We start from the raw sequence: 18,942 nt of genomic DNA on the forward strand, positions 1-18,942 counted from the left end.
CGGCCGCCACCGGTTTTGCCCCGGTTACCTGAAACATTGCTAAGTCATTGATATGTAACAATCTGGTGAGCCCGGAGGGCGTGCCGGAAACATTGATTTCATTGGCTTTTTCGTGGGCCAGAATCGTCAACCTTCCCCGCATTGTTCCGTATGGTTCCGCGCCCCGATGACGGCCCGCGTAGCTGTTTTCGACGGCCAGGGGCGTAGCTGTAGGCTCTAGAAGATAATCGTGCTGACAGTTCTTTCGGCTTTGCTCCAAGATCGTCCGGCCGAGCTTCGTCAGCGGCGTCGCTATCCAGCCCCACGCGATGGCGTTGATCCTGATTCCGTCCGGAGCCTAGGCCATCTCGAGTGACCTGGTCAGCGGTGTTATACCCCATCGCCCACCGGACCACGGAGGGTCCGCGGCCCGGCCCGTCGCTCAGTGCTTGAATTGAGCGACGTTATCCTTGGTGAGGCGCATCACACCAGTCTCGACCTTTTCCGGCAAGGGGTTGACGCCGGCCGCCTTGTAGTCCGGCACGACCTTCATCCCGTCCGTGTTCAGCCAATGAAGCAGATGCACGGCGAGAAACGCTTCGACGTAGGATTTTTGAACGACGGCGCCGACGATGGTTCCGTCCTCGATGTAGGGAAGCATGTCGTCGTTCCGGTCCATGGCGACAATCTTGACCTGGCCTTGGCGGCCGGTCTCATTCACCGCAATGGCAGCACCCTTGCCGCTGTCGCCGTCGGTGCCGCCAATACCGACCACGTCGGCGTGAGCAAGAAGTGACTGGCTGTAGGCCGTGGGGGCATAAGACGGGTCCGCCTTGTCGTTGACCACATCGACCACTTCGATTTCAGGCGCGGATTCCTTGAAGTAGGCCTTGTAACCTTCGACCCGCTCCAGAACCGAAGGCGCGGGGAACGAACCCAGGATCACCTTGCCTTTGCCGCCGATCGCCTCGGCAAGCATCTTGCCCCCGACCTTGCCGGCTTCGAGGTTCGAGATGCCAAGATAGACGGCGCGCTTGGTGCCCGGCGCGTCGCCGATGATCATGGCGACCGAAATTCCGGCATCGACGGCGCGGTCGATGCCGGCCGCAAGCGAGGGGGCGTCGCCAGGAAAGATCAGGAGGCCGGCTGGCTTCCGGGCGATCAGCTCATCGAGTTGTCGCGCCTGGGCGGCGGTGTCAAAGTCGAGCGGGCCGGTGAAGCTGGTCTTGATATTCAGCAATCTGGCGGCGTCTTCGAGGGCCTTGCGGTGGTCCACCCAGAACGGCACCTGCGTGACGATGGAGAGAAACACGTATTCCATGCCCTCGCCCTGGGCGAGCGCTTCATCGCTGAATTGGGGTACGAGGCCGAGCCCCGTCCCGGCGAGGCCAATGCCGCCGAGCTTCATCAGGCTGCGGCGGTCGAGATCGAGTGTCGTCATCACTTTCCTCCTTCTTCGGTTGGGGCCTGATGGGCCCCTGGCTTAGTCGTCGCGGCGGCGCACCAGCATGTCGAGCGCAACGGCCACGACAAGAACGGCACCGGTGACGATCATCTGCCAGTAGATCGACACGGCGAGCATGGTCATGGCGTTGTTGATCAGGGCGACGAAGACGACGCCGAGAAACGCGCCGAGGACAGTGCCCTCCCCGCCGCGCAGACTTGCGCCGCCGATCACGGCCGCCGCCAGCACCTGTAGTTCGAGCGCATTGCCGGCCGTAGGCGTGCCGCTCATCAGCCGCGAGGCGAGGAGGACGCCGGCAAGCGCGGCGAGCAGACCGCTCAGCATGTAGGCGAGCGTGCGGACGCGATCGACGGCCAAACCCGACAGGCGCGCCGCCTTCTCGTTCGAGCCGATGTAGTAGAGTTGCCGGAAGAAGCTTCCATGCCGCATGGCGAGGTCGAAGACGACCACTAATGCGAGCGCGGTCCAAAGAAGGAACGGCACGCCGAGAATCTCGGCGCGGCCGGCCCACCCGAAGGCAGGCGGTAGATTGATGAGCGAGAATCCTTCGGTCAGCACCAAGGCTATCCCGCGGGCGATCGACATCGAGCCGAGTGTGGCGACCAGGGGATTGACGCCTATCCTGGTGACGACGATGCCGTTGGCAAGGCCGATGACGGCGCCCAGGGCAAGCGCACCAAGGATCGCCAATGGGATGGAGGCACCGCTCAGCAGAAGAAGCGCCGTCACGGTGCTCGCCAGCGCCAGCACGGAGCCGACCGAGAGATCGAATCCGCCGGAGACCAGAAGCACCGTCATACCCACGGCGATGATGACGGTCGGCGCCATGCCGATGGCAATCGCATGGAAGTTCGCGAGCGACAGGAAGACCGGCGAAGCCAGCGACATTCCGACGATGATCGCGACGATAAGAACCAGGAGCATCAACTCGCGCGTCTCGACGAAGCGCCGAAAGACACGGCTGCCGACGCGCGAAGACCATCGACCGACCTCGTCGACACTCATGCCGCCTCCCCTTCGAGCTTGTGACCGGTGCCTGAGGCAAGAGCCATCACGATCTCTTCCGTTGCCGAAGGTGTAGGGAGATCGCCGACGATCTGCCCCTCGCGCATGACGACGATCCGATCGGAGATGGCGAAGAGTTCCGGAAGGTCGGAAGAGATCAAGAGAACCGCTTCGCCGGCTGCGGCGAGGCGGCGGATTTCCTTGTGGATCTCTCCTTTCGCTTCGACGTCGACGCCCCTGGTTGGCTCATCGATCACGACGATTGCCGGGTCGCTCGCAAGCCACTTCGACAGCATCAGTTTCTGCTGGTTGCCGCCGCTGAGTTTTCCAGCCGCCGCCTCAAGGCTCGGCACCCGTATCCGGAAGCGTTCGACCGCCCTACCCGCCGCCGCTGTCGCCGCCGCCCTCTCAATCCAACCGAGCCGCGCAAAGCTGCGAAGCGCAGTCACGACGAAATTATCGGTGACCGACATCGACAGGAACAGGCCTTCCGCTTTGCGATCGTCCGGCACATAGGCGATGCCGCGGGCCATCGCGTCGCGGAGACCACGCAAGCGCGTCGGACGGCCTTTGACCTCGATCGCAGTTCCTCCAGACGGCTGCCGCAGGCCGACGAGGCTGCGTGCAAGCTCGCTGCGGCGCGATCCCATCAGGCCCGCGAGACCGACGACCTCACCGAACCGTATTTCAAGTTCGAGATGCCGCGATTTGCCCTCGGCTCCGTTGCCGCGGACTGCAAGCGCCACCGGACCCTGTACGAGCGTCGCCTCGGCCGTGAAGATTTCGAGCTTCCGGCCGACCATGGCGCGCACGACGTCGTCGATCGACGTCTCCGCCACCGCGCGCGTGGTCATCCTTTCACCGTCGCGCAGCACGGTGACGCGGTCGGCGATCCGGAAGACCTCGGCCATATGATGGCTCACATAGACGATGCCCATGCCCCGGCTCTTAAGCCGGGCAATGATGGCAAACAGCGCTGCGACCTCATTGGAGGTGAGCGCCGAAGTGGGTTCATCGAGGAGAAGGATGCGAGCGTCGAGCGACAGCGCCTTGGCAATCTCGACGAGCTGGCGCGTGCCGGCAGGCAAGCGGTCAACCGGGCGATCGACATCGATTTCGATGCCGAAGGCGGAGAGGATCTGCTGTGTCCGCCGTCGGAGCTCGCTCCAGCGTATGATTCCGCAGGCGGTTGGAGCCCGGCCGACAAAGACGTTCTCGGCGACCGTCAAGGCCCCGGCGAGGCTGAGCTCTTGGAAGACCGTGCTGATGCCGAGCGCCTGCGCTTTGGATGGTTCGTTAATGGTGACCGCCCGCCCGTCTATGTTGATCGTACCCTTGTCGGGCGCGACCACACCGGAGAGGATGGCGAGGAGTGTCGATTTCCCGGCACCATTTTCGCCGACAAGCGCATGCACCTCGCCCTGCCTCAGATCGAAATCGACGTCGCCAAGGGCCCGCGTCGTGCCGTACCACTTCGTGATGCCGCTGAGCTCGAGGAGCGGTGCCGCCATCAGCTCGCCTCCGGAATTCCTTTATCTGCGGCGGCAATGTCCTCGATTCCGTTGGAATAGGTCTCGCGCGTCCGTCCGATATGGATATCCAGAACCGCTATCGTTGCGTCTGCGTCGCCACGCCGGATGGTGTCGAGCATCTGTCGATGCTCCTGGAACGACAGCTTCGTGTGAAGCGGCTTGCCGGCAAGGTGGGTCCGGAGCGCTGCGATCTTGCCGACATAGCGCGCATAGCTGTCGCGGAGATAGCTATTGCCGCAGTGCTCGAAGAAGGCCGCGTGATAGCGGGTGTCCAGGGACAGATAGAGCCGCTGGTCGCCGTGCCGCTGCGCGGCTGCCATGCCGCGCACAATGTCTTCAAGCTCCGCCGCGAAGCCATCCGGACCGCGCGCGATGGCGAGCCTCAGCGCCGCCGTTTCTACCGCACTCCGGAATTCACAGATCTGATGAACCTCGCGAGCGCTCAGCGTGAAGACGAAGGCGCCGCGCTGCGGATAGATCAGCACCAGGCCCTCGGCGCGGAGCTGGGCGAGCGCCTCTCTGACGGGAGTCTTCGACACGCCGAGATCGTCGGCGAGCTGACGCTCAGAGAGAGGCTGACCCAACGCGAGGTCACCGTGGACGATCGACTCGCGGAGCTGGTGGAGCACGGTTTCCGCAAGCGATTTGGGTCGCTTGATCCTGGCGACGGGAAGCCGGCCGCTGATTTTGGTATTGCCTGCCATCTGCAAGGTGATATACCAGACACCAGAAAGTTCGGCAACAAGAAGCGGCTTCGCTGACGGCCCGTTACGAAGCCAAGGTACGTGCTCCGGGGAGGAGACATGGACAGAGCCGAGCTCGCGCTCGACTGCCGTAACCTGCACGGCGAGGGAATTCTGTGGAACCACCATGACCGCCGGGTCTGGTGGACGGACATCCACGGGAAGCGTCTGTGGTGGCTCGAACCCTCATCAGGTACTTCGGGTTCAATCGCCATGGCGGACCGCGTCTGCTGCTTCGCGCCCCGCGATAAAGGCGGTTTCATTCTCGCCCTCGCAAAGGAGGTGGCGTTCTTCGACCCCGGCACCGGCGAACTCGCGACGATCCATCGCTTCGAGCCCGACAAACTGGCGACGCGCCTCAATGACGGCCGCACGGATCGCCAGGGCCGATTCATCGCTGGCGGAATGAACGAGGGTTCCGGACCGGAAAAATCGACCGTGTTGCGGATCGATCCCGACGAATCGGTAACGACGATCATTACCGGCGTTGGCTGCGCCAACTCGACCTGTTTCTCGCCCGACGGGCGCCGCATGTATTTCGCCGACACCTCCGTCGGAACCATCTGGGTCTACGACTACGATCCGGGCACCGGGGTTCCAGGCAACCGACAAGTCCTCAACGATTTCAAGGGAGAGCCGGGCATTCCGGACGGCTCGTGCGTCGACGCTGAAGGCGCCGTGTGGAATGCCGAATGGGAAGGCCGGCGAGTCGTCCGCATCCTACCCGACGGGAGCATCGACCGGGTGGTCGAGGTGCCGGTGTTGAAGCCGACCTGCTGCGCTTTCGGCGGGCCTGAACTCGAGACTCTCTACATCACCACATCGCGACTGGAGGCGACGCGGGAGCAGATCGCCGCCGAGCCGACGGCCGGCTCTCTCTTCGCTTTCAAACCCGGCGTGCGCGGCCTCGTGGACGCGCCGTTCGCCGGATAGAACCCGTCAAGCGTCCAAGGGAGGAAAGACATGAGCTTCAGCTTTCGATCGTTGATCGCGATAGCAGCGACAAGCGCGGTCGTAGTACTCACGGCGACCGGTATTGCCCTCGCCATCGACTACGCCGCACCACAACCGCTTCAACCGGGCGCACAGGCGCCGATCACCAAGGGCGCCGGCAAGGACAAGTTCCGCATCGCCTACATGCCGCCGGCGACCGAGTTCAACTACTACATCGCCATCGGTGAGGGCCTCAAAGCCGCAGCGGCCGAGAAGGGCAATGTTGAGACCTTCATGCTCGCCCCGCAAAGCGGCGCCGACATCAACGGCCAGATGGGCATGATCCAGGACGTGATCACCCAGGGCGTCGACGCCATCGTCCTGTCGACCCATGACGAGGCGGCCGCCGCTCCGCTCGTCAAGCAAGCCGTCGACAAAGGCATCTCCGTCGTCATCGTCAACTCCGACATCGCCAACTTTCCGACCCCGGTCCATGCTGTGGTCGGCTATTCGCAACGCAAAGGCACGCATAAGATCGGCGAATACCTCCTTGAGAGGCTCGGTGATAAATCGGTCAAAGCCGCGGTCATCGAAGGCCAGCCCGGCTATCATTCGACAGAGCGCGTCGGCGGCTTCCTCGACGCCGTCAAGGGCAAGCCGAATGTGGATATTGTTGCGAGCATTCCCGGCGGCTGGAATGTTGAGGGCGGCAACACCGCCGGCATGGACCTGCTCCAGGGTCATCCGGATGTTAACGTCATCTTTGCCGCGAACGACTACATGATCATGGGTGCCCAACTCGCCGCTAAGTCGCTCGGTCGAAACGATTTGATCCTGCTTGGCAATGATGGCGACACCGCCGCTCTCGAGGAGATCAGCAAAGGCACGGTCACCGCGACTGTCAATACGACACCATTCGTCATGGGCCAGATTGCGTTGCAGGTCGCGATCGACGTGCTCGACGGCAATTTCGCAGGAGGCTTTGTCGAAACACCGACAACGATTGTCGACAAGGCCAATGTACTGCCGGTTCTGCAGGCGCCCGACAAGCTCTATCCGAAGCCGTCGATGCAGTATTGAGACGAACTCATGTTCCTTAAGCAGCACCTCCCTCGCTCGGCCGGACAACCCGGTCGGGCGAAGCAAGGATCGCGTGGAGAGCCATGGAAGAGAGCGTTCCCGTCTGGGAGCTGAGGAACGTGACCAAGCGTTTCCCCGGCGTTGTGGCGAACGATTCCGTGTCGCTCAGCCTCGTTGCCGGGCGGATTCACGGCCTGCTCGGCGAGAATGGCTGCGGTAAGTCCACACTTGTCAAGGTGCTGTGCGGGGTGCATCAGCCCGATTCGGGCGAGATCCTGTGTGCGGGCCGGCCGGTCGTGCTTTCCGACCCGATCGCCGCGCGGCGCGCAGGGATCGCCACGGTCTTTCAGGAGTTCTCGCTCGTCCAAACGCTATCGGTCGCGGAGAACATCTATCTCGGCCGGCTTCCGCGAAACCGATGGCGCATAGACTGGCCGGCAATGCGCGAAGGAGCCCGGCGCGTGCTTGGCCGCATCCACGTCGCGATCGACCCGGACGCGATCGTGGGCGAACTCTCAACCGCCGGCCAGCAACTCGTGGAGATCGCCAAGGCGATCGCGGCCAACGCCTCGATGATCATTCTCGACGAGCCGACCACCGCCCTCGGCCCCGACGAGATCGCCGAGCTCCATCGCCTTCTCCTGCGCCTCAGGGACGATGGCAGGATCATCCTCTACATCTCGCATCGCCTAGACGAGGTCGTTGAACTCGTCGACGAAGCAACGATCCTCAAGGATGGGCGCGTGGTATCCAACGCAGCGGAAACGCCGGTCGAGATCAGGGCCATTGTCCGTAAGATGGTCGGCCGCGTCGACGAACACTTTCCCAAGGCGGCGAATGCCACGGGTGACGCCCTCCTCGACGTGCGCTCCATCCACACGAGCAACCGCGTCGCCGGCGCTAGCTTTACGGTTGGCCGCGGCGAGGTCTTCGGCCTTGGCGGCGTGCTCGGCTCCGGCCGCACCGAAATCGCCCGCGCCCTGTTCGGGGTCGATGTGCTTCGGCAAGGCGAAATCCGGCTCCGCGGCAAATCGCTCAAGCTTCTGTCCTCGCGCGACGCGATCGCCGCCGGGATCGCGCTCGTGCCGGAGAATCGAAAATCCGACGGGCTCTTCTTCAATTTCAGCGGGCTCGAGAACATCTCGATCGCCGGGCTCGGCCGGTTCACGCACAGAGCCATGCTCGACCACGCCCGCGAACGACGCCTTGCCCAAGGCCTGATTCGGAGCCTCAGAATCACGCCGACTGCCGGGACGGCGCTGGTCGGCGAGCTTTCCGGCGGCAACCAGCAGAAGATCGTGATTGCCCGGTGGCTGTTCGCGCAGGCTGAGCTTTTCGTTCTCGACGAGCCGACCCAGGGTATCGATGTCGGGGCCAAGATCGCCGTCTATCAGCTTATCAACGAGCTTACAGCCGCCGGCAAGGGCGTCATCCTGATCAGCTCCGACTATGACGAGCTGCTCGCGATGAGCGACCGGATCGGCATTGTAAGCCGCGGAAGGATAGTCGCAATCCGCGATGCCAGGAGCCTCGACAAGGCCGACCTGGTCAAGGCCTCCGCTGACCAAGAGGAACTTGCCGCATGAAGCGGTTGGTGAGCAACCAGATCGTCGGTCCGCTTGCTGCCCTTCTCCTGGTGGCTGTCTTCGTCGCGCTCACCACCAACCGCTTTCTCGATGTCGGCAATCTGTCCAACCTCATTCTGCAGGTGAGCATCGTTGCGATCGTTGCGATCGGCTCGACCATCGTGATCATCACCGGCGGCATTGACCTTTCCCCCGGTTCGGCCATCGCATTGATGACTATGGTTTTCGCCATGGCGATCAAATTCGGGGGCGTGCCGCTCCCGTTGGCGATTTTGCTCGTGCTTCTAATCGGCGTGCTCCTTGGCGCCGTGAACGGCGTCCTCACCGCCTACCTTCGTATCCCGTCGTTCATCACCACGCTCGCGGCGCTCTCGGCGTTCCGCGGCACCGCCTTCATGCTCAACAACGGCTCGCCGGTATTCTCCGTGCACCCGATGCTCGAGCCGATCTTCTACGGCTCGCTTCTCGGAGTGCCACTACCGCTCTTCTACGTCGTCAGTCTCTACGCATTCGCCTTCTTCGTCATGCGCTACACCGCCTTCGGCCGCACGATCTACGCGGTTGGCGGTAACCCGCAAGCGGCGGCGCTCTCCGGGCTCAATGTCGCCCGGACGCGCTTCCTTGCCTTCGTCATTGCCGGCGCGATGGCGGGGGTCGGCGCCGTGCTTATGGCCGCACGGCTCAATTCCGGCTCGCCCAATTATGGCGTTGGGATGGAGCTCTCGGCGATCGCCGCCGCAGTGATCGGCGGCGCAAGTCTCGCCGGCGGTCGGGGCGAGATCGTGAGCACTGTGATCGGCGCACTCACCATCGTAATCGTCCAGAACGCGCTCAACCTCAACGCCGTGCCGGCTTCAGCCCAGAACGTCATCATCGGCGCGATCATCGTGACCGCGGTCGGTGTAGACATGTGGCGCGCCGAGATCGGCCGCGCACTCGCCTTCATCGTCGGCGCGCTCACCTCGCCAGGACAAAAAGGAAAGGTAGATCAATGACTGCCATAACCTTCTCCCACATCGGCATTACGGTCCCTGACCTCGAAAGAGCCGTTGAATTCTATTCGATGGCCTTCGACTGTTATGTGATCATGGGGCCGACCAAGGTCTCCCAAGACGACAGCGCCATCGGCCAGATGTGCGACGACGTCTTCGGAGCCGGCTGGGGAAGTTTCCGGATCGCCCACCTCTCGACCGGCGACGGCATCGGCATCGAGCTCTTCGAGTTCCCCAAAACCCGTCCGGAGGAGCGGCCCTTCGAATATTGGCGTCCGGGCATCTTCCACATCTGCCTGCAGGACCAGCATCTCGAAGAGCGCGTCAAGCGCATCGAGGCCCTCGGCGGCCGCCAGCGGATGAGCCAGGTCCGCTACTACTATCCGGGCGAAAAGCCTTACCGCATGGTCTATTGCGAGGATCCCTTCGGCAATATCATCGAGCTCTACAGTCACTCCTATGAGCTCACTTATTCGGCCGGCGCCTACGTCTGAAGCGCAGGAGAGACGCGGCATGGCGGAACACCCCAAGGTCGTCATCACTGACTACGACTACGGCAATCTGGATATCGAACGGGCCGTGCTGGAGGCAGTCGGGGCGCGCGTCGTAGGGCTCCAGGCCAAGTCGGAGGAGGAACTGGCTGCCGAGGCGATCGACTGCGACGCGATGATGAACCAGTATGCCCGCATCGGCGCGAAGACCATCGAACGCATGCAACGCTGCCGGGTGATCGCCCGCTACGGCATCGGTGTCGACATCGTCGATGTCGACGCGGCGACCGCCAAGGGCATTCTTGTCACCAATGTCCGCGACTATTGCACCGACGAGGTTGCCGACCATGCGATCGGGCTGTGGCTCGCGCTCGCCCGCAAGCTTTTCCAATACAACGCCGCGACCCATGAAGGGATCTGGCGTTGGCAGACCGGGCAACCGATCCATCGGTTGAAGGGACGTACGATGGGCATTGTCTCCTTCGGCAAGATCGGCCAGGCGATTGCCGAGCGCGCCAAAGGCTTCGGCGTCGATATCCTGGTATACGATCCTTACATCGAGAAGGGCGTCGCCGAGGCGAAAGGCGCGCGCCGCGTCGGCAAGGCAGAGATTCTCCAAAACTCCGACTATCTGATGATGCAGGTGCCGATAACCCCCGAGACCCGGCATTTCCTGGGCGCGGCGGAATTCCGCCAGATGAAGAAGGGGGCAATTATCGTCAATACCGGCCGCGGTCCAACCATTAACAACCGCGCGCTTTATCGGGCGCTGATCGAAGGCCGCATCGCCGGCGCCGGCCTGGATGATCCTGAAGAGGAGCCGGCCAAGCTCGCCAACTGGAACCCAAGCGGCAATCCCCTGTTCTCGCTTGCCAACGTCATCGTGACGCCCCACACGGCGTACTATTCCGAAGAGTCGATCCGAGTTGCCCGCGAAACCGCCGCGTCTGAAGTCGCGCGCGTGCTGACCGGCGGCATGCCGTTCAACCCGGTTAACGCAGTAGAGCTGACGCGAACGCCGGCTCGGAGGTAAGGGAGGTCATGCGATGCTCAAGGTTTTCAACGATTTCGAGCGGCAGCCGGTGCTGCTTGCGAAGTTCGATGAGGTCGCCAAATGCTATAGCGCCTCATGTGTCTTTGCCGACGCGCAATACCGTCAGGGCGTGATGGATTCGGAGATCAAGCCGCCGTTTCAGGCGAAAATCGTCGGCCATGCTCTCACGGTCCAGCTCTCTCCGGGAGACCTCGTTGACCCGCTCAGGGCAATCGAGATGGGCAGAGACGGTGACATCATCGTCGTCGACGCGGGCGGCGACCGGCAGACTTCGGTGTGCGGCGGGTTGATGGGCGGGCTCGCCAGAAACCGTGGCATTCGCGGCATGATCATCGATGGCTCCGGCCGCGACATCGACGAGCTTGAGGCGATCGGCTGGCCGATCTGGACCCGCGCCATCACGGCGCGAGGCACGCACACAATGTATTCAGGCCGAAAGGATGAGCTCTCGGTCAACGTGCCAATTCAATGCGGCGGGGTCCGTGTCAGTCCCGGCGATTTCGTGGTCGCCGACACAATCGGCGTAACTGTTGTGCCGATAGCCAGCGCCGAAACGGTCGTGGAGCTCGCGCGCGAACAGGCAGCGCGCGAACAGAAGACCCGCGAACGGGTCGTCCAAGGGAAAACGCTCGAAGAGCTGCTTAACGAGTTCGGTCGTCTTTGAGACCGAGGACCTTTTCGCTCCCGGCCGGCCCTATATGCTTGTCCTCTGGTGACGCTGTTCGCCCGTGCTTATTACGGCGAGAGATCATCGATATCTGCACGTAAATCGATCACCAGCGGTATCATCAATCATCATGGAAATTTACTCGTGATCATTCGGGATTGTCACGAGCCATCACAATGAATGCACCCCAAGCGCATACTGATCGCGCCATCAGCGAAATCAACTTGGAAGCAGGTTCGCCGACAATCTATTCAGCGGCTTCCGAGGACGGCATTGGTATGTAATTCAGGATCGGCCCAAGCCAGCGCTCGACCTCCGCAATTGGCATGTCTTTGCGTCGTGCATAGTCCTCCACCTGATCGCGCTCGACCTTGGCCACCCCGAAATAATAGCTCTCGGGATGGGACAGATAGAGCCCCGAGACTGACGAGCCCGGCCACATGGCGTAGCTCTCGGTCAAAGCGACGCCTGCCGCCTTTTCCGCGTCCAGCAGTCTGAACAGCGTCGCCTTCTCGGTATGGTCGGGCTGCGCCGGATAGCCAGGCGCTGGCCTGATGCCGCGATAGGGTTCGCCGATCAGATCCTCGGGCGTCAGGCTCTCGTCCGGCGCGTAGCCCCACAACTTTTTGCGCACGCACTCGTGCAGCCTTTCGGCGAAGGCTTCGGCGAAGCGGTCGGCGAGCGCCTTGACCATGATCGAGGAATAGTCGTCATTGGCCCGCTCGAAGCGCTCGGCGATCGCCACTTCCTCGATGCCGGCGGTGACGATGAAGCCGCCGAGATAATCGGCCTTGCCGCTTTCGAGCGGCGCGACGAAATCCGACAGGGCCAAATTGGCCTTGCCGTCGCGCTTGGTCAGTTGCTGGCGCAGCGTGAAGAAGGTCGCCAGCTCCTCCGAACGCGTGTCGTCTGTGAATAGCCTGATGTCGTCGCCGACGGCGTTGGCCGGCCAGAAGCCGATCACGCCTTTCGGCGCGAACCATCTCTCCGCGATGATCTTCTTCAGCATCGCCTGCGCGTCTTCAAACAATTGCCGCGCCGCCGGCCCCTGCGCCTCATCGTCGAGAATCTTCGGATAGCGGCCCTTCATCTCCCAGGTCTGGAAGAACGGCGTCCAGTCGATGTAGCCGGCGAGTTCGGCGAGGTCCCACGTCTCGAAGATCTTCAGCCCGAGGAAGGAGGGTTGTTGCGGCACATAGCCGGACCAGTCGATCTTGTGGGCGTTTGCCCGTGCCCTGGCGAGCGTCAAGCGCAGTTTGTCGGCTTCGCTGCGCGCATGCGCGTCGGCCACCTTCCTGTATTCGGCGCGTACCGTGTCGACAAAGCCGCCCTTGGTGTCGTTGGACAGCAATGACGAGACAACGCCGACGGCGCGGCTGGCGTCGGTGACATAGAATGCCTGACCGCGCTCATAGCGCGGATGGATCTTGACCGCCGTGTGCACGCGGCTGGTCGTCGCCCCGCCGATCAGCAGCGGAATGTCGAAGCCTTCGCGCTCCATCTCCGAGGCGACATGCGCCATCTCATCCAGCGACGGGGTGATCAGGCCGGACAGGCCGATGATATCGACGTTTTGCTCGCGCGCCGTCTGCAGGATCTTTGCCGCCGGCACCATGACGCCGAGATCGATGATCTCGTAATTGTTGCAGGCGAGAACGACGCCGACAATGTTCTTGCCGATGTCGTGGACGTCGCCCTTCACCGTTGCCATCAGGATCTTTCCGGCCGTCTTGCGTTCGCCGGTGTCGATGCCGTTGGCGGCGTTGGCCAGTTTCTCGGCTTCCATGTGCGGCAGCAGCCCGGCAACCGCCTGTTTCATCACGCGCGCGGATTTGACCACCTGCGGCAGGAACATCTTTCCGGCGCCGAACAGGTCGCCGACGACGTTCATGCCGGCCATCAGCGGGCCCTCGATGACATGCAGCGGCCGCTCGGCGGCAAGCCGTGCCTCGTTGGTGTCGGCGTCGATGAACTCAGTGATGCCGTTGACCAGTGCATGCGAAATGCGCTGCTCCACCGGCCATTCGCGCCATTTGAGATCGCGCTCCTTGGCCTCCTTGCCGGCGGTTCCCTTGAAGCGCTCGGCCAGTTCCAGCATCCGCTCGGTGGCGCTGCCGCCGGCCGGCTGACGATTGTTGACAACGTCCTCGCAGGCTTCGCGCAGTTCCGGATCAATGGATTCATAAACGGCGAGTTGTCCGGCATTGACGATGCCCATGTCCATGCCGGCCTGGATGGCGTGGTAGAGGAACACGGCATGCATGGCCTCGCGCACCGGCTCGTTGCCGCGGAACGAGAAGGACAGGTTCGACACGCCGCCCGAAATGTGGACGTGCGGCAAGGTCCGGATGATTTCCCGCGTCGCCTCGATGAAGTCGAGGCCGTAATTGTTGTGCTCATCGATGCCGGTGGCGATGGCGAAGATGTTGGGGTCGAAGACGATGTCTTCCGGCGGGAAGCCGGCCTGCTCGGTCAGGAGCTCGTAGGCGCGGGCACAGATCGCGACCTTGCGCGCCTGCGTGTCCGCTTGGCCTTCCTCGTCGAATGCCATGACGACGACTGCCGCGCCATATGCGTGGACGAGTTTAGCATGGTGGAGAAAAGGCTCCTCCCCTTCCTTCATCGAGATGGAATTGACCAGTGGCTTGCCCTGCATGCATTTCAGGCCGGCCTCGATGATCTCCCATTTCGAGCTGTCGATCATGACCGGCACGCGTGCGATGTCCGGCTCTGCGGCGATCAGGTTGAGATACTCGACCATCGCCTTCTTCGAGTCGATCAGGCCTTCGTCCATATTGATGTCGATGATCTGCGCGCCGTTGGCGACCTGATCGCGCGCAATGTCGAGGGCGGCGGCGTAGTCGCCGGCGGTGATCAGCTTGCGGAACCTGGCCGATCCCGTGACATTGGTGCGCTCGCCGACATTGACGAAGGGGATCTCGTCGGTCAGCGTAAATGGCTCCAGCCCGGAGAGGCGCATCTTGCGCTCGATGTCGGGGATGGTGCGCGGCGGATATTTCTTCACCGCCTCGGCGATGGCGCGGATGTGGTCCGGCGTCGAGCCACAGCAGCCACCGACGACGTTGACCAACCCTTCGCGCGCAAACCCTTCGATTTGCTCCGCCATGAACTCCGGGCTCTCGTCGTAGCGACCGAATTCGTTGGGCAGGCCGGCATTGGGATAGGCGCAGACGAAGGTGTCGGCGACGCCGGAAATCTCGGCGAGATGTGCGCGCATGGCGTTGGCGCCGAGCGCGCAGTTGAGCCCGACCGTGAACGGACTGGCGTGGCGGATCGAATGCCAGAAGGCCGTCGGTGTCTGGCCCGACAGCGTGCGGCCCGACAGGTCGGTGATCGTGCCTGAGATCATGACTGGAAGATGCACGCCCTTGTCGAGGAAGATCTCGTTGCAGGCGAAGATCGCCGCTTTGGCGTTCAGCGTGTCGAAGATCGTCTCGATCAGGATGATGTCGGCGCCGCCGTCGATCAGGCCGCGCAACTGCTCGCCATAGGCGATGCGCAGATCATCGAAGCTGACGGCGCGACAACCGGGGTTGTTGACGTCCGGCGACATCGAGGCGGTTCGGTTGGTCGGTCCCAGCGCGCCGGCAACGAAGCGGCGCTTGCCGTCCTCCTGTTGGGCGCGGATGCAGGCTCGCCGCACCAGACGGGCGCCATCCCGGTTCAGGTCATAGACCGCGTCTTCCATGGCGTAGTCAGCCTGGGCGATCGACGTGGAGGAGAAGGTGTTGGTCTCGATGATGTCCGCGCCAGCAATCGCATACTGATAGTGGATTTCCTCGATCGCTTTCGGCTGCGTCAGGATCAGCAGGTCGTTGTTGCCCTGCTGGTGGCAGGCGCAGCCGACGAACTTGTCGCCGCGGAACTGTTCCTCGTTGAAGCCAAGCCCCTGGATCTGCGTGCCCATGGCGCCGTCGAGAATGAGGATTCGTTCGCGCGCGGCCGATTCCAAGGCAGAACGGATCTCCGATCCATCTGCCTTGGCGACAATGGGCCCGAAAAGGGAATTCAAGGGTGATTCAGAATGCACCACAGTGAGCCTCGCCTTCCAAGATCACATCTGTGACATAAACATATCTTTATGTCAAAATATGATGCGCTCACCGTAGCCATTGATATGGTGGCCCATGCCAAGCGTAGCGCGACCGAATCTGGGCAAATGAGCAAAGTGCTAGGCTTTGATCACCTTGCCGATCCGGTGTGCATATATTTTCCGCCATTGTTCTGCGAATGGTCGCCGCCAAATACTGCCTAATCCGTCAGCGTTGCGATGATTTTTGCGGCATCAGCATGACGCGATTGCCTTCAAATCCGGGAGAAAACCGCCTCAGAGCGGTATCGCTGGACTGGCACGCCCCTTGCTTCGTTGCTGATGTGCAGAGCGTCTAGGGTTCCGGCCGTGTCGATCACGGCGCTGGTCCAAGAGACGCGACCGCCAGGGATGCATTGAGGCATCCGGCGGAACACGGCGGGCCAAAATCCCGGGAGAACCCTGCACGGGTTTGCTGGCGCGAACCTCTCCCGGATGCGCGCTCCGTGAACCCCCAACAGACGTCCGGACGCAATCTGGAACGCAAACAGGGGTGCGCAATGCTTCGCAAAGTGGCCGCAATCATCTTAGCCGCGTCATTCAGCCTTCCCTTCATCTCAGCCGCGCAAGCGAAGCCAAAGAAAGACTTCAAGATATGCTGGTCGATCTATGTCGGCTGGATGCCGTGGGGCTATCTCTCCGACAGCGGCATCATGAAAAAATGGGCCGACAAATACGGCATCAATGTCGAGATCACCCGCATCAACGATTATGTCGAAAGCATCAACCAGTACACGGCCGGCGGCTTTGACGGCTGCGCGATGACCAATATGGACGCGCTGTCGATCCCGGCCGGCGGCGGCGTCGATACGACCGCGCTGATCGTCGGCGACTTCTCCAACGGCAACGACGCCGTCATCCTCAAGGACAAGGCTGCGCTCAAGGACATCGCCGGTCAGAAGGTCAATCTCGTCGAGCTCTCGGTCTCGCACTACCTGCTGGCGCGCGCGCTGGACACGGTCGGGCTGGCCGAGAAGGACATCACTGTGGTCAACACGTCCGATGCCGACATGGTCGCCGCCTACGGCACCAGCGACGTCACCTCGGTCGTCACCTGGAATCCGCTGGTCTCGGAAATCGCCGCCATGCCGGGCGCCCACAAGGTGTTCGATTCGACCCAGATCCCCGGCGAGATCATTGACATGATGGTCGTCAACACCGCGATGCTGAAGGACAATCCGGCCTTGGGCAAGGCGCTTGTCGGCGCCTGGTACGAAGCGATGGCGCTGATGACCTCGGGCTCGCCCGAAGGCAAGGCGGCCAAGGAAGAGATGGCCAAGGCATCGGGTACGGATCTTGCCGGGTTCGATGCGCAGCTTGCATCGACCGCGATGTTCTTCGAGCCGGCCAAGGCGGTCGCATTCACCAACGGCGCCGAACTGCCGAAGACCATGGACCTGGTGCGCAATTTCCTGTTCAGCCACGGCATCCTGGGCACCAAAGCGCCGAGCGTCGACGTGATCGGCATGAGTTTTCCCGACGGCTCAACCCTGGGCGATGCCAAGAACGTCAAACTGCGTTTCGATCCGGCCTATATGGCTGAGGCAGCCGCTGGAACGCTGTAGGGCACGGCGTGACATGCTGGCCAGAGGAACCGGCGCCATGAATGCTGTGCCCGAGGCGGGGGCTGCAGTCGCGCGCCCGCCTCCGCGCAGGCCAAGGGTGCGACTTCGCCTGATCAACGCGACGGTCTCGCGAGGCGGAGGCTTGCTGCTGGGGGCCCTACCCTTTGCCGCCGTGGCGATGGCCTATCTCTTCGCTTCGGCGCACAGACTGGCGGTCAATCCCAGCGACAAGCTGCTGCCCTCCCCGGCACAGATGTGGTCGGCCTTTTTCGATCTGGCGACGGTGCCGGACAAGCGTTCCGGCGACCTGATTCTATGGGCCGACACTTTTGCCAGTCTGATCAGGCTGTTTGCGGGCGTCGGCGTAGCGACGCTCGCAGCACTTTGCCTCGGCGTCGCCATCGGCTTCATCCCGCGCGTCAGGGCTTTTCTCCTGCCCTTTGTTACCGTCGTCTGCGTCATCCCGCCATTGGCGCTGCTGCCGATCCTGTTTATCGCGCTCGGTCTCGGCGAAACGGCCAAGATCACCTTGATCGCCGTCGGTGTCGCACCGGTCATGGTGCGCGACATCGCCAACCGGGTGATGGAATTGCCGCCCGAACTCATCGCCAAGGCGCAGACGCTCGGGGGAGACAGCTGGACCATGGTTTTGCGACTGGTGCTGCCACAGGTCATGCCGCGCCTCATCACCTGCGTGCGGCTGGCACTCGGACCGGCGTGGCTGTTCCTGATCGCGGCAGAAGCCATCGCCTCGACCGAGGGGCTGGGCTACCGCATCTTTCTCGTTCGCCGCTATTTGTCGATGGACGTCATCCTACCTTACGTCGCCTGGATCACGCTGCTTGCCGTGTCCACCGATTGGCTGCTGGTGCGGCTTTCGCACGTCATCTCCCCCTGGGCTCATCAGGTACAGAACAAATGAGCCGCATCGTCGTCCATGGGTTGGAGAAGAGTTACGGCGATGCCCGCGTGTTGGAGCGCGTCAATGTCCACGCCGAGTCCGGCGAATTCCTGTCGCTGGTCGGCGCCAGCGGCTGCGGAAAATCAACCTTTCTACGCATCCTGCTCGGCCAGGAACAGCAGAGCGGCGGTTTGGTTGTCGTCGGCGACCGACCGATCGTGCCCGAGCCGACGCCGCAGCGCGGCATCGTCTTCCAGCGCTATTCGGTGTTTCCGCATCTGACAGCCCTCCAGAACCTGCTGCTGGTCGAGGACTTCCGTTCGGGCGGGCCGTTTGGCCGCGTCTTCGGCGCCAGGCGCAAAGGCGCCAGGCAAGAGGCCGAAACCATGCTGGAACGCGTCGGCCTCGCCCATGCGCGCGACCTCTATCCGGCTTCGCTCTCGGGCGGCATGCAGCAGCGGCTGGCGATCGCGCAGACCTTGCTCGGCCGGCCGCAGATCCTGCTTCTCGACGAGCCGTTCGGCGCGCTCGATCCCGGCATTCGTGTCGAGATGCATGAGCTGCTGACCGAGCTCTGGACCAAGCATGGCATGACCGTCGTCATGGTCACCCACGATATCGGCGAGGCGTTCAAGCTCGGCACCCGCGTGCTTGTCTTCGACAAGGTGCGCCACGACCCGCAGTTCCCGTCCGCCTATGGCGCGACGATCACTTACGATCTGAAGCTCGACCGCAAAGACCGGACTTCCCAAAGAGACGTGGCCAAAGTGGCCGCGATGGTCGGGACGACCCGACCGGATAGCGCAATCGCGACGACGGCGTCGTAACGGAGGTTTTT

Annotated in this window: 15 protein-coding genes and 1 riboswitch; of the genes, 10 read left to right on the forward strand and 5 right to left on the reverse strand. The window is 62.7% G+C overall.

Going from position 1 to position 18,942, the window contains the following annotated elements; genetic code table 11:
* Positions 1-421 precede the first annotated feature (421 nt).
* From DH10_RS02900 to DH10_RS02915, 4 genes are all read right to left on the reverse strand, one after another.
* Complete coding sequence (locus DH10_RS02900; RefSeq protein ID WP_246811476.1) at positions 422-1,387, reverse strand: substrate-binding domain-containing protein; 966 nt, start codon at positions 1,385-1,387, stop codon at positions 422-424.
* A 75-nt stretch (positions 1,388-1,462) separates the two neighbouring features.
* Positions 1,463-2,449, reverse strand: a complete 987-nt coding sequence (locus tag DH10_RS02905) for an ABC transporter permease (protein WP_192258052.1) — start codon at positions 2,447-2,449, stop codon at positions 1,463-1,465.
* The gene (locus DH10_RS02910; protein ID WP_192258050.1) at positions 2,446-3,960 is read right to left on the reverse strand and encodes a sugar ABC transporter ATP-binding protein; all 1,515 of its coding nucleotides are present in this window, start codon (positions 3,958-3,960) and stop codon (positions 2,446-2,448) included. Before DH10_RS02910 ends, DH10_RS02905 begins: the two co-directional genes overlap by 4 nt.
* Positions 3,960-4,685: a GntR family transcriptional regulator gene (locus tag DH10_RS02915; protein ID WP_192258068.1), complete on the reverse strand. Its 726-nt coding sequence runs from the start codon at positions 4,683-4,685 to the stop codon at positions 3,960-3,962. Before DH10_RS02915 ends, DH10_RS02910 begins: the two co-directional genes overlap by 1 nt.
* 99 nt (positions 4,686-4,784) lie before the next feature.
* Between DH10_RS02915 and DH10_RS02920 the strand changes: the two genes are divergently transcribed.
* The 7 genes from DH10_RS02920 to DH10_RS02950 all read left to right on the forward strand — a co-directional run bounded on the left by DH10_RS02920 (position 4,785) and on the right by DH10_RS02950 (position 11,524).
* Positions 4,785-5,657, forward strand: coding sequence for an SMP-30/gluconolactonase/LRE family protein (locus DH10_RS02920; protein ID WP_192258048.1), 873 nt, complete (start codon positions 4,785-4,787; stop codon positions 5,655-5,657).
* Between the two features lie 30 nt (positions 5,658-5,687).
* Positions 5,688-6,737 carry a sugar ABC transporter substrate-binding protein gene (locus tag DH10_RS02925; RefSeq protein ID WP_192258046.1) on the forward strand — a complete coding sequence of 350 codons (1,050 nt, stop codon included), beginning with the start codon at positions 5,688-5,690 and terminating at the stop codon, positions 6,735-6,737.
* Positions 6,738-6,820: 83 nt separating this feature from the next.
* On the forward strand, positions 6,821-8,323 hold the full coding sequence (locus DH10_RS02930) for a sugar ABC transporter ATP-binding protein (protein ID WP_192258044.1): 1,503 nt from the start codon (positions 6,821-6,823) through the stop codon (positions 8,321-8,323).
* Positions 8,320-9,318 (forward strand): ABC transporter permease, encoded by a 999-nt coding sequence (locus tag DH10_RS02935; protein ID WP_192384171.1) that lies wholly within the window; start codon positions 8,320-8,322, stop codon positions 9,316-9,318. The genes DH10_RS02930 and DH10_RS02935 overlap by 4 nt, the downstream gene beginning before the upstream one ends.
* Positions 9,315-9,809: a lactoylglutathione lyase family protein gene (locus tag DH10_RS02940; RefSeq protein WP_192384172.1), complete on the forward strand. Its 495-nt coding sequence runs from the start codon at positions 9,315-9,317 to the stop codon at positions 9,807-9,809. Before DH10_RS02935 ends, DH10_RS02940 begins: the two co-directional genes overlap by 4 nt.
* Before the next feature lie 19 nt (positions 9,810-9,828).
* Positions 9,829-10,839 (forward strand): C-terminal binding protein, encoded by a 1,011-nt coding sequence (locus DH10_RS02945; protein WP_192258038.1) that lies wholly within the window; start codon positions 9,829-9,831, stop codon positions 10,837-10,839.
* Positions 10,840-10,852: 13 nt separating this feature from the next.
* Complete coding sequence (locus DH10_RS02950) at positions 10,853-11,524, forward strand: RraA family protein (protein ID WP_192258035.1); 672 nt, start codon at positions 10,853-10,855, stop codon at positions 11,522-11,524.
* A gap of 250 nt (positions 11,525-11,774) precedes the next feature.
* On the opposite strand, the gene metH is transcribed toward DH10_RS02950, so the two are convergent.
* Positions 11,775-15,581 carry a methionine synthase gene (metH, locus tag DH10_RS02955; protein ID WP_192384173.1) on the reverse strand — a complete coding sequence of 1,269 codons (3,807 nt, stop codon included), beginning with the start codon at positions 15,579-15,581 and terminating at the stop codon, positions 11,775-11,777.
* Between the two features lie 341 nt (positions 15,582-15,922).
* A riboswitch (guanidine-I (ykkC/yxkD leader) is annotated at positions 15,923-16,038 on the forward strand.
* A gap of 100 nt (positions 16,039-16,138) precedes the next feature.
* Between metH and DH10_RS02960 the strand changes: the two genes are divergently transcribed.
* Genes DH10_RS02960 through DH10_RS02970 form a run of 3 tightly spaced genes read left to right on the forward strand, consistent with a single transcriptional unit; the run spans position 16,139 to position 18,931 of the window.
* Positions 16,139-17,203 (forward strand): putative urea ABC transporter substrate-binding protein, encoded by a 1,065-nt coding sequence (locus DH10_RS02960; protein WP_192258031.1) that lies wholly within the window; start codon positions 16,139-16,141, stop codon positions 17,201-17,203.
* Between the two features lie 37 nt (positions 17,204-17,240).
* Positions 17,241-18,125 carry an ABC transporter permease gene (locus DH10_RS02965; protein ID WP_246506733.1) on the forward strand — a complete coding sequence of 295 codons (885 nt, stop codon included), beginning with the start codon at positions 17,241-17,243 and terminating at the stop codon, positions 18,123-18,125.
* Complete coding sequence (locus DH10_RS02970) at positions 18,122-18,931, forward strand: ATP-binding cassette domain-containing protein (protein ID WP_192258029.1); 810 nt, start codon at positions 18,122-18,124, stop codon at positions 18,929-18,931. Before DH10_RS02965 ends, DH10_RS02970 begins: the two co-directional genes overlap by 4 nt.
* Positions 18,932-18,942 lie beyond the last annotated feature (11 nt).

It is taken from the genome of Mesorhizobium silamurunense (assembly GCF_014843825.1).
Lineage (GTDB): Bacteria > Pseudomonadota > Alphaproteobacteria > Rhizobiales > Rhizobiaceae > Mesorhizobium > Mesorhizobium silamurunense.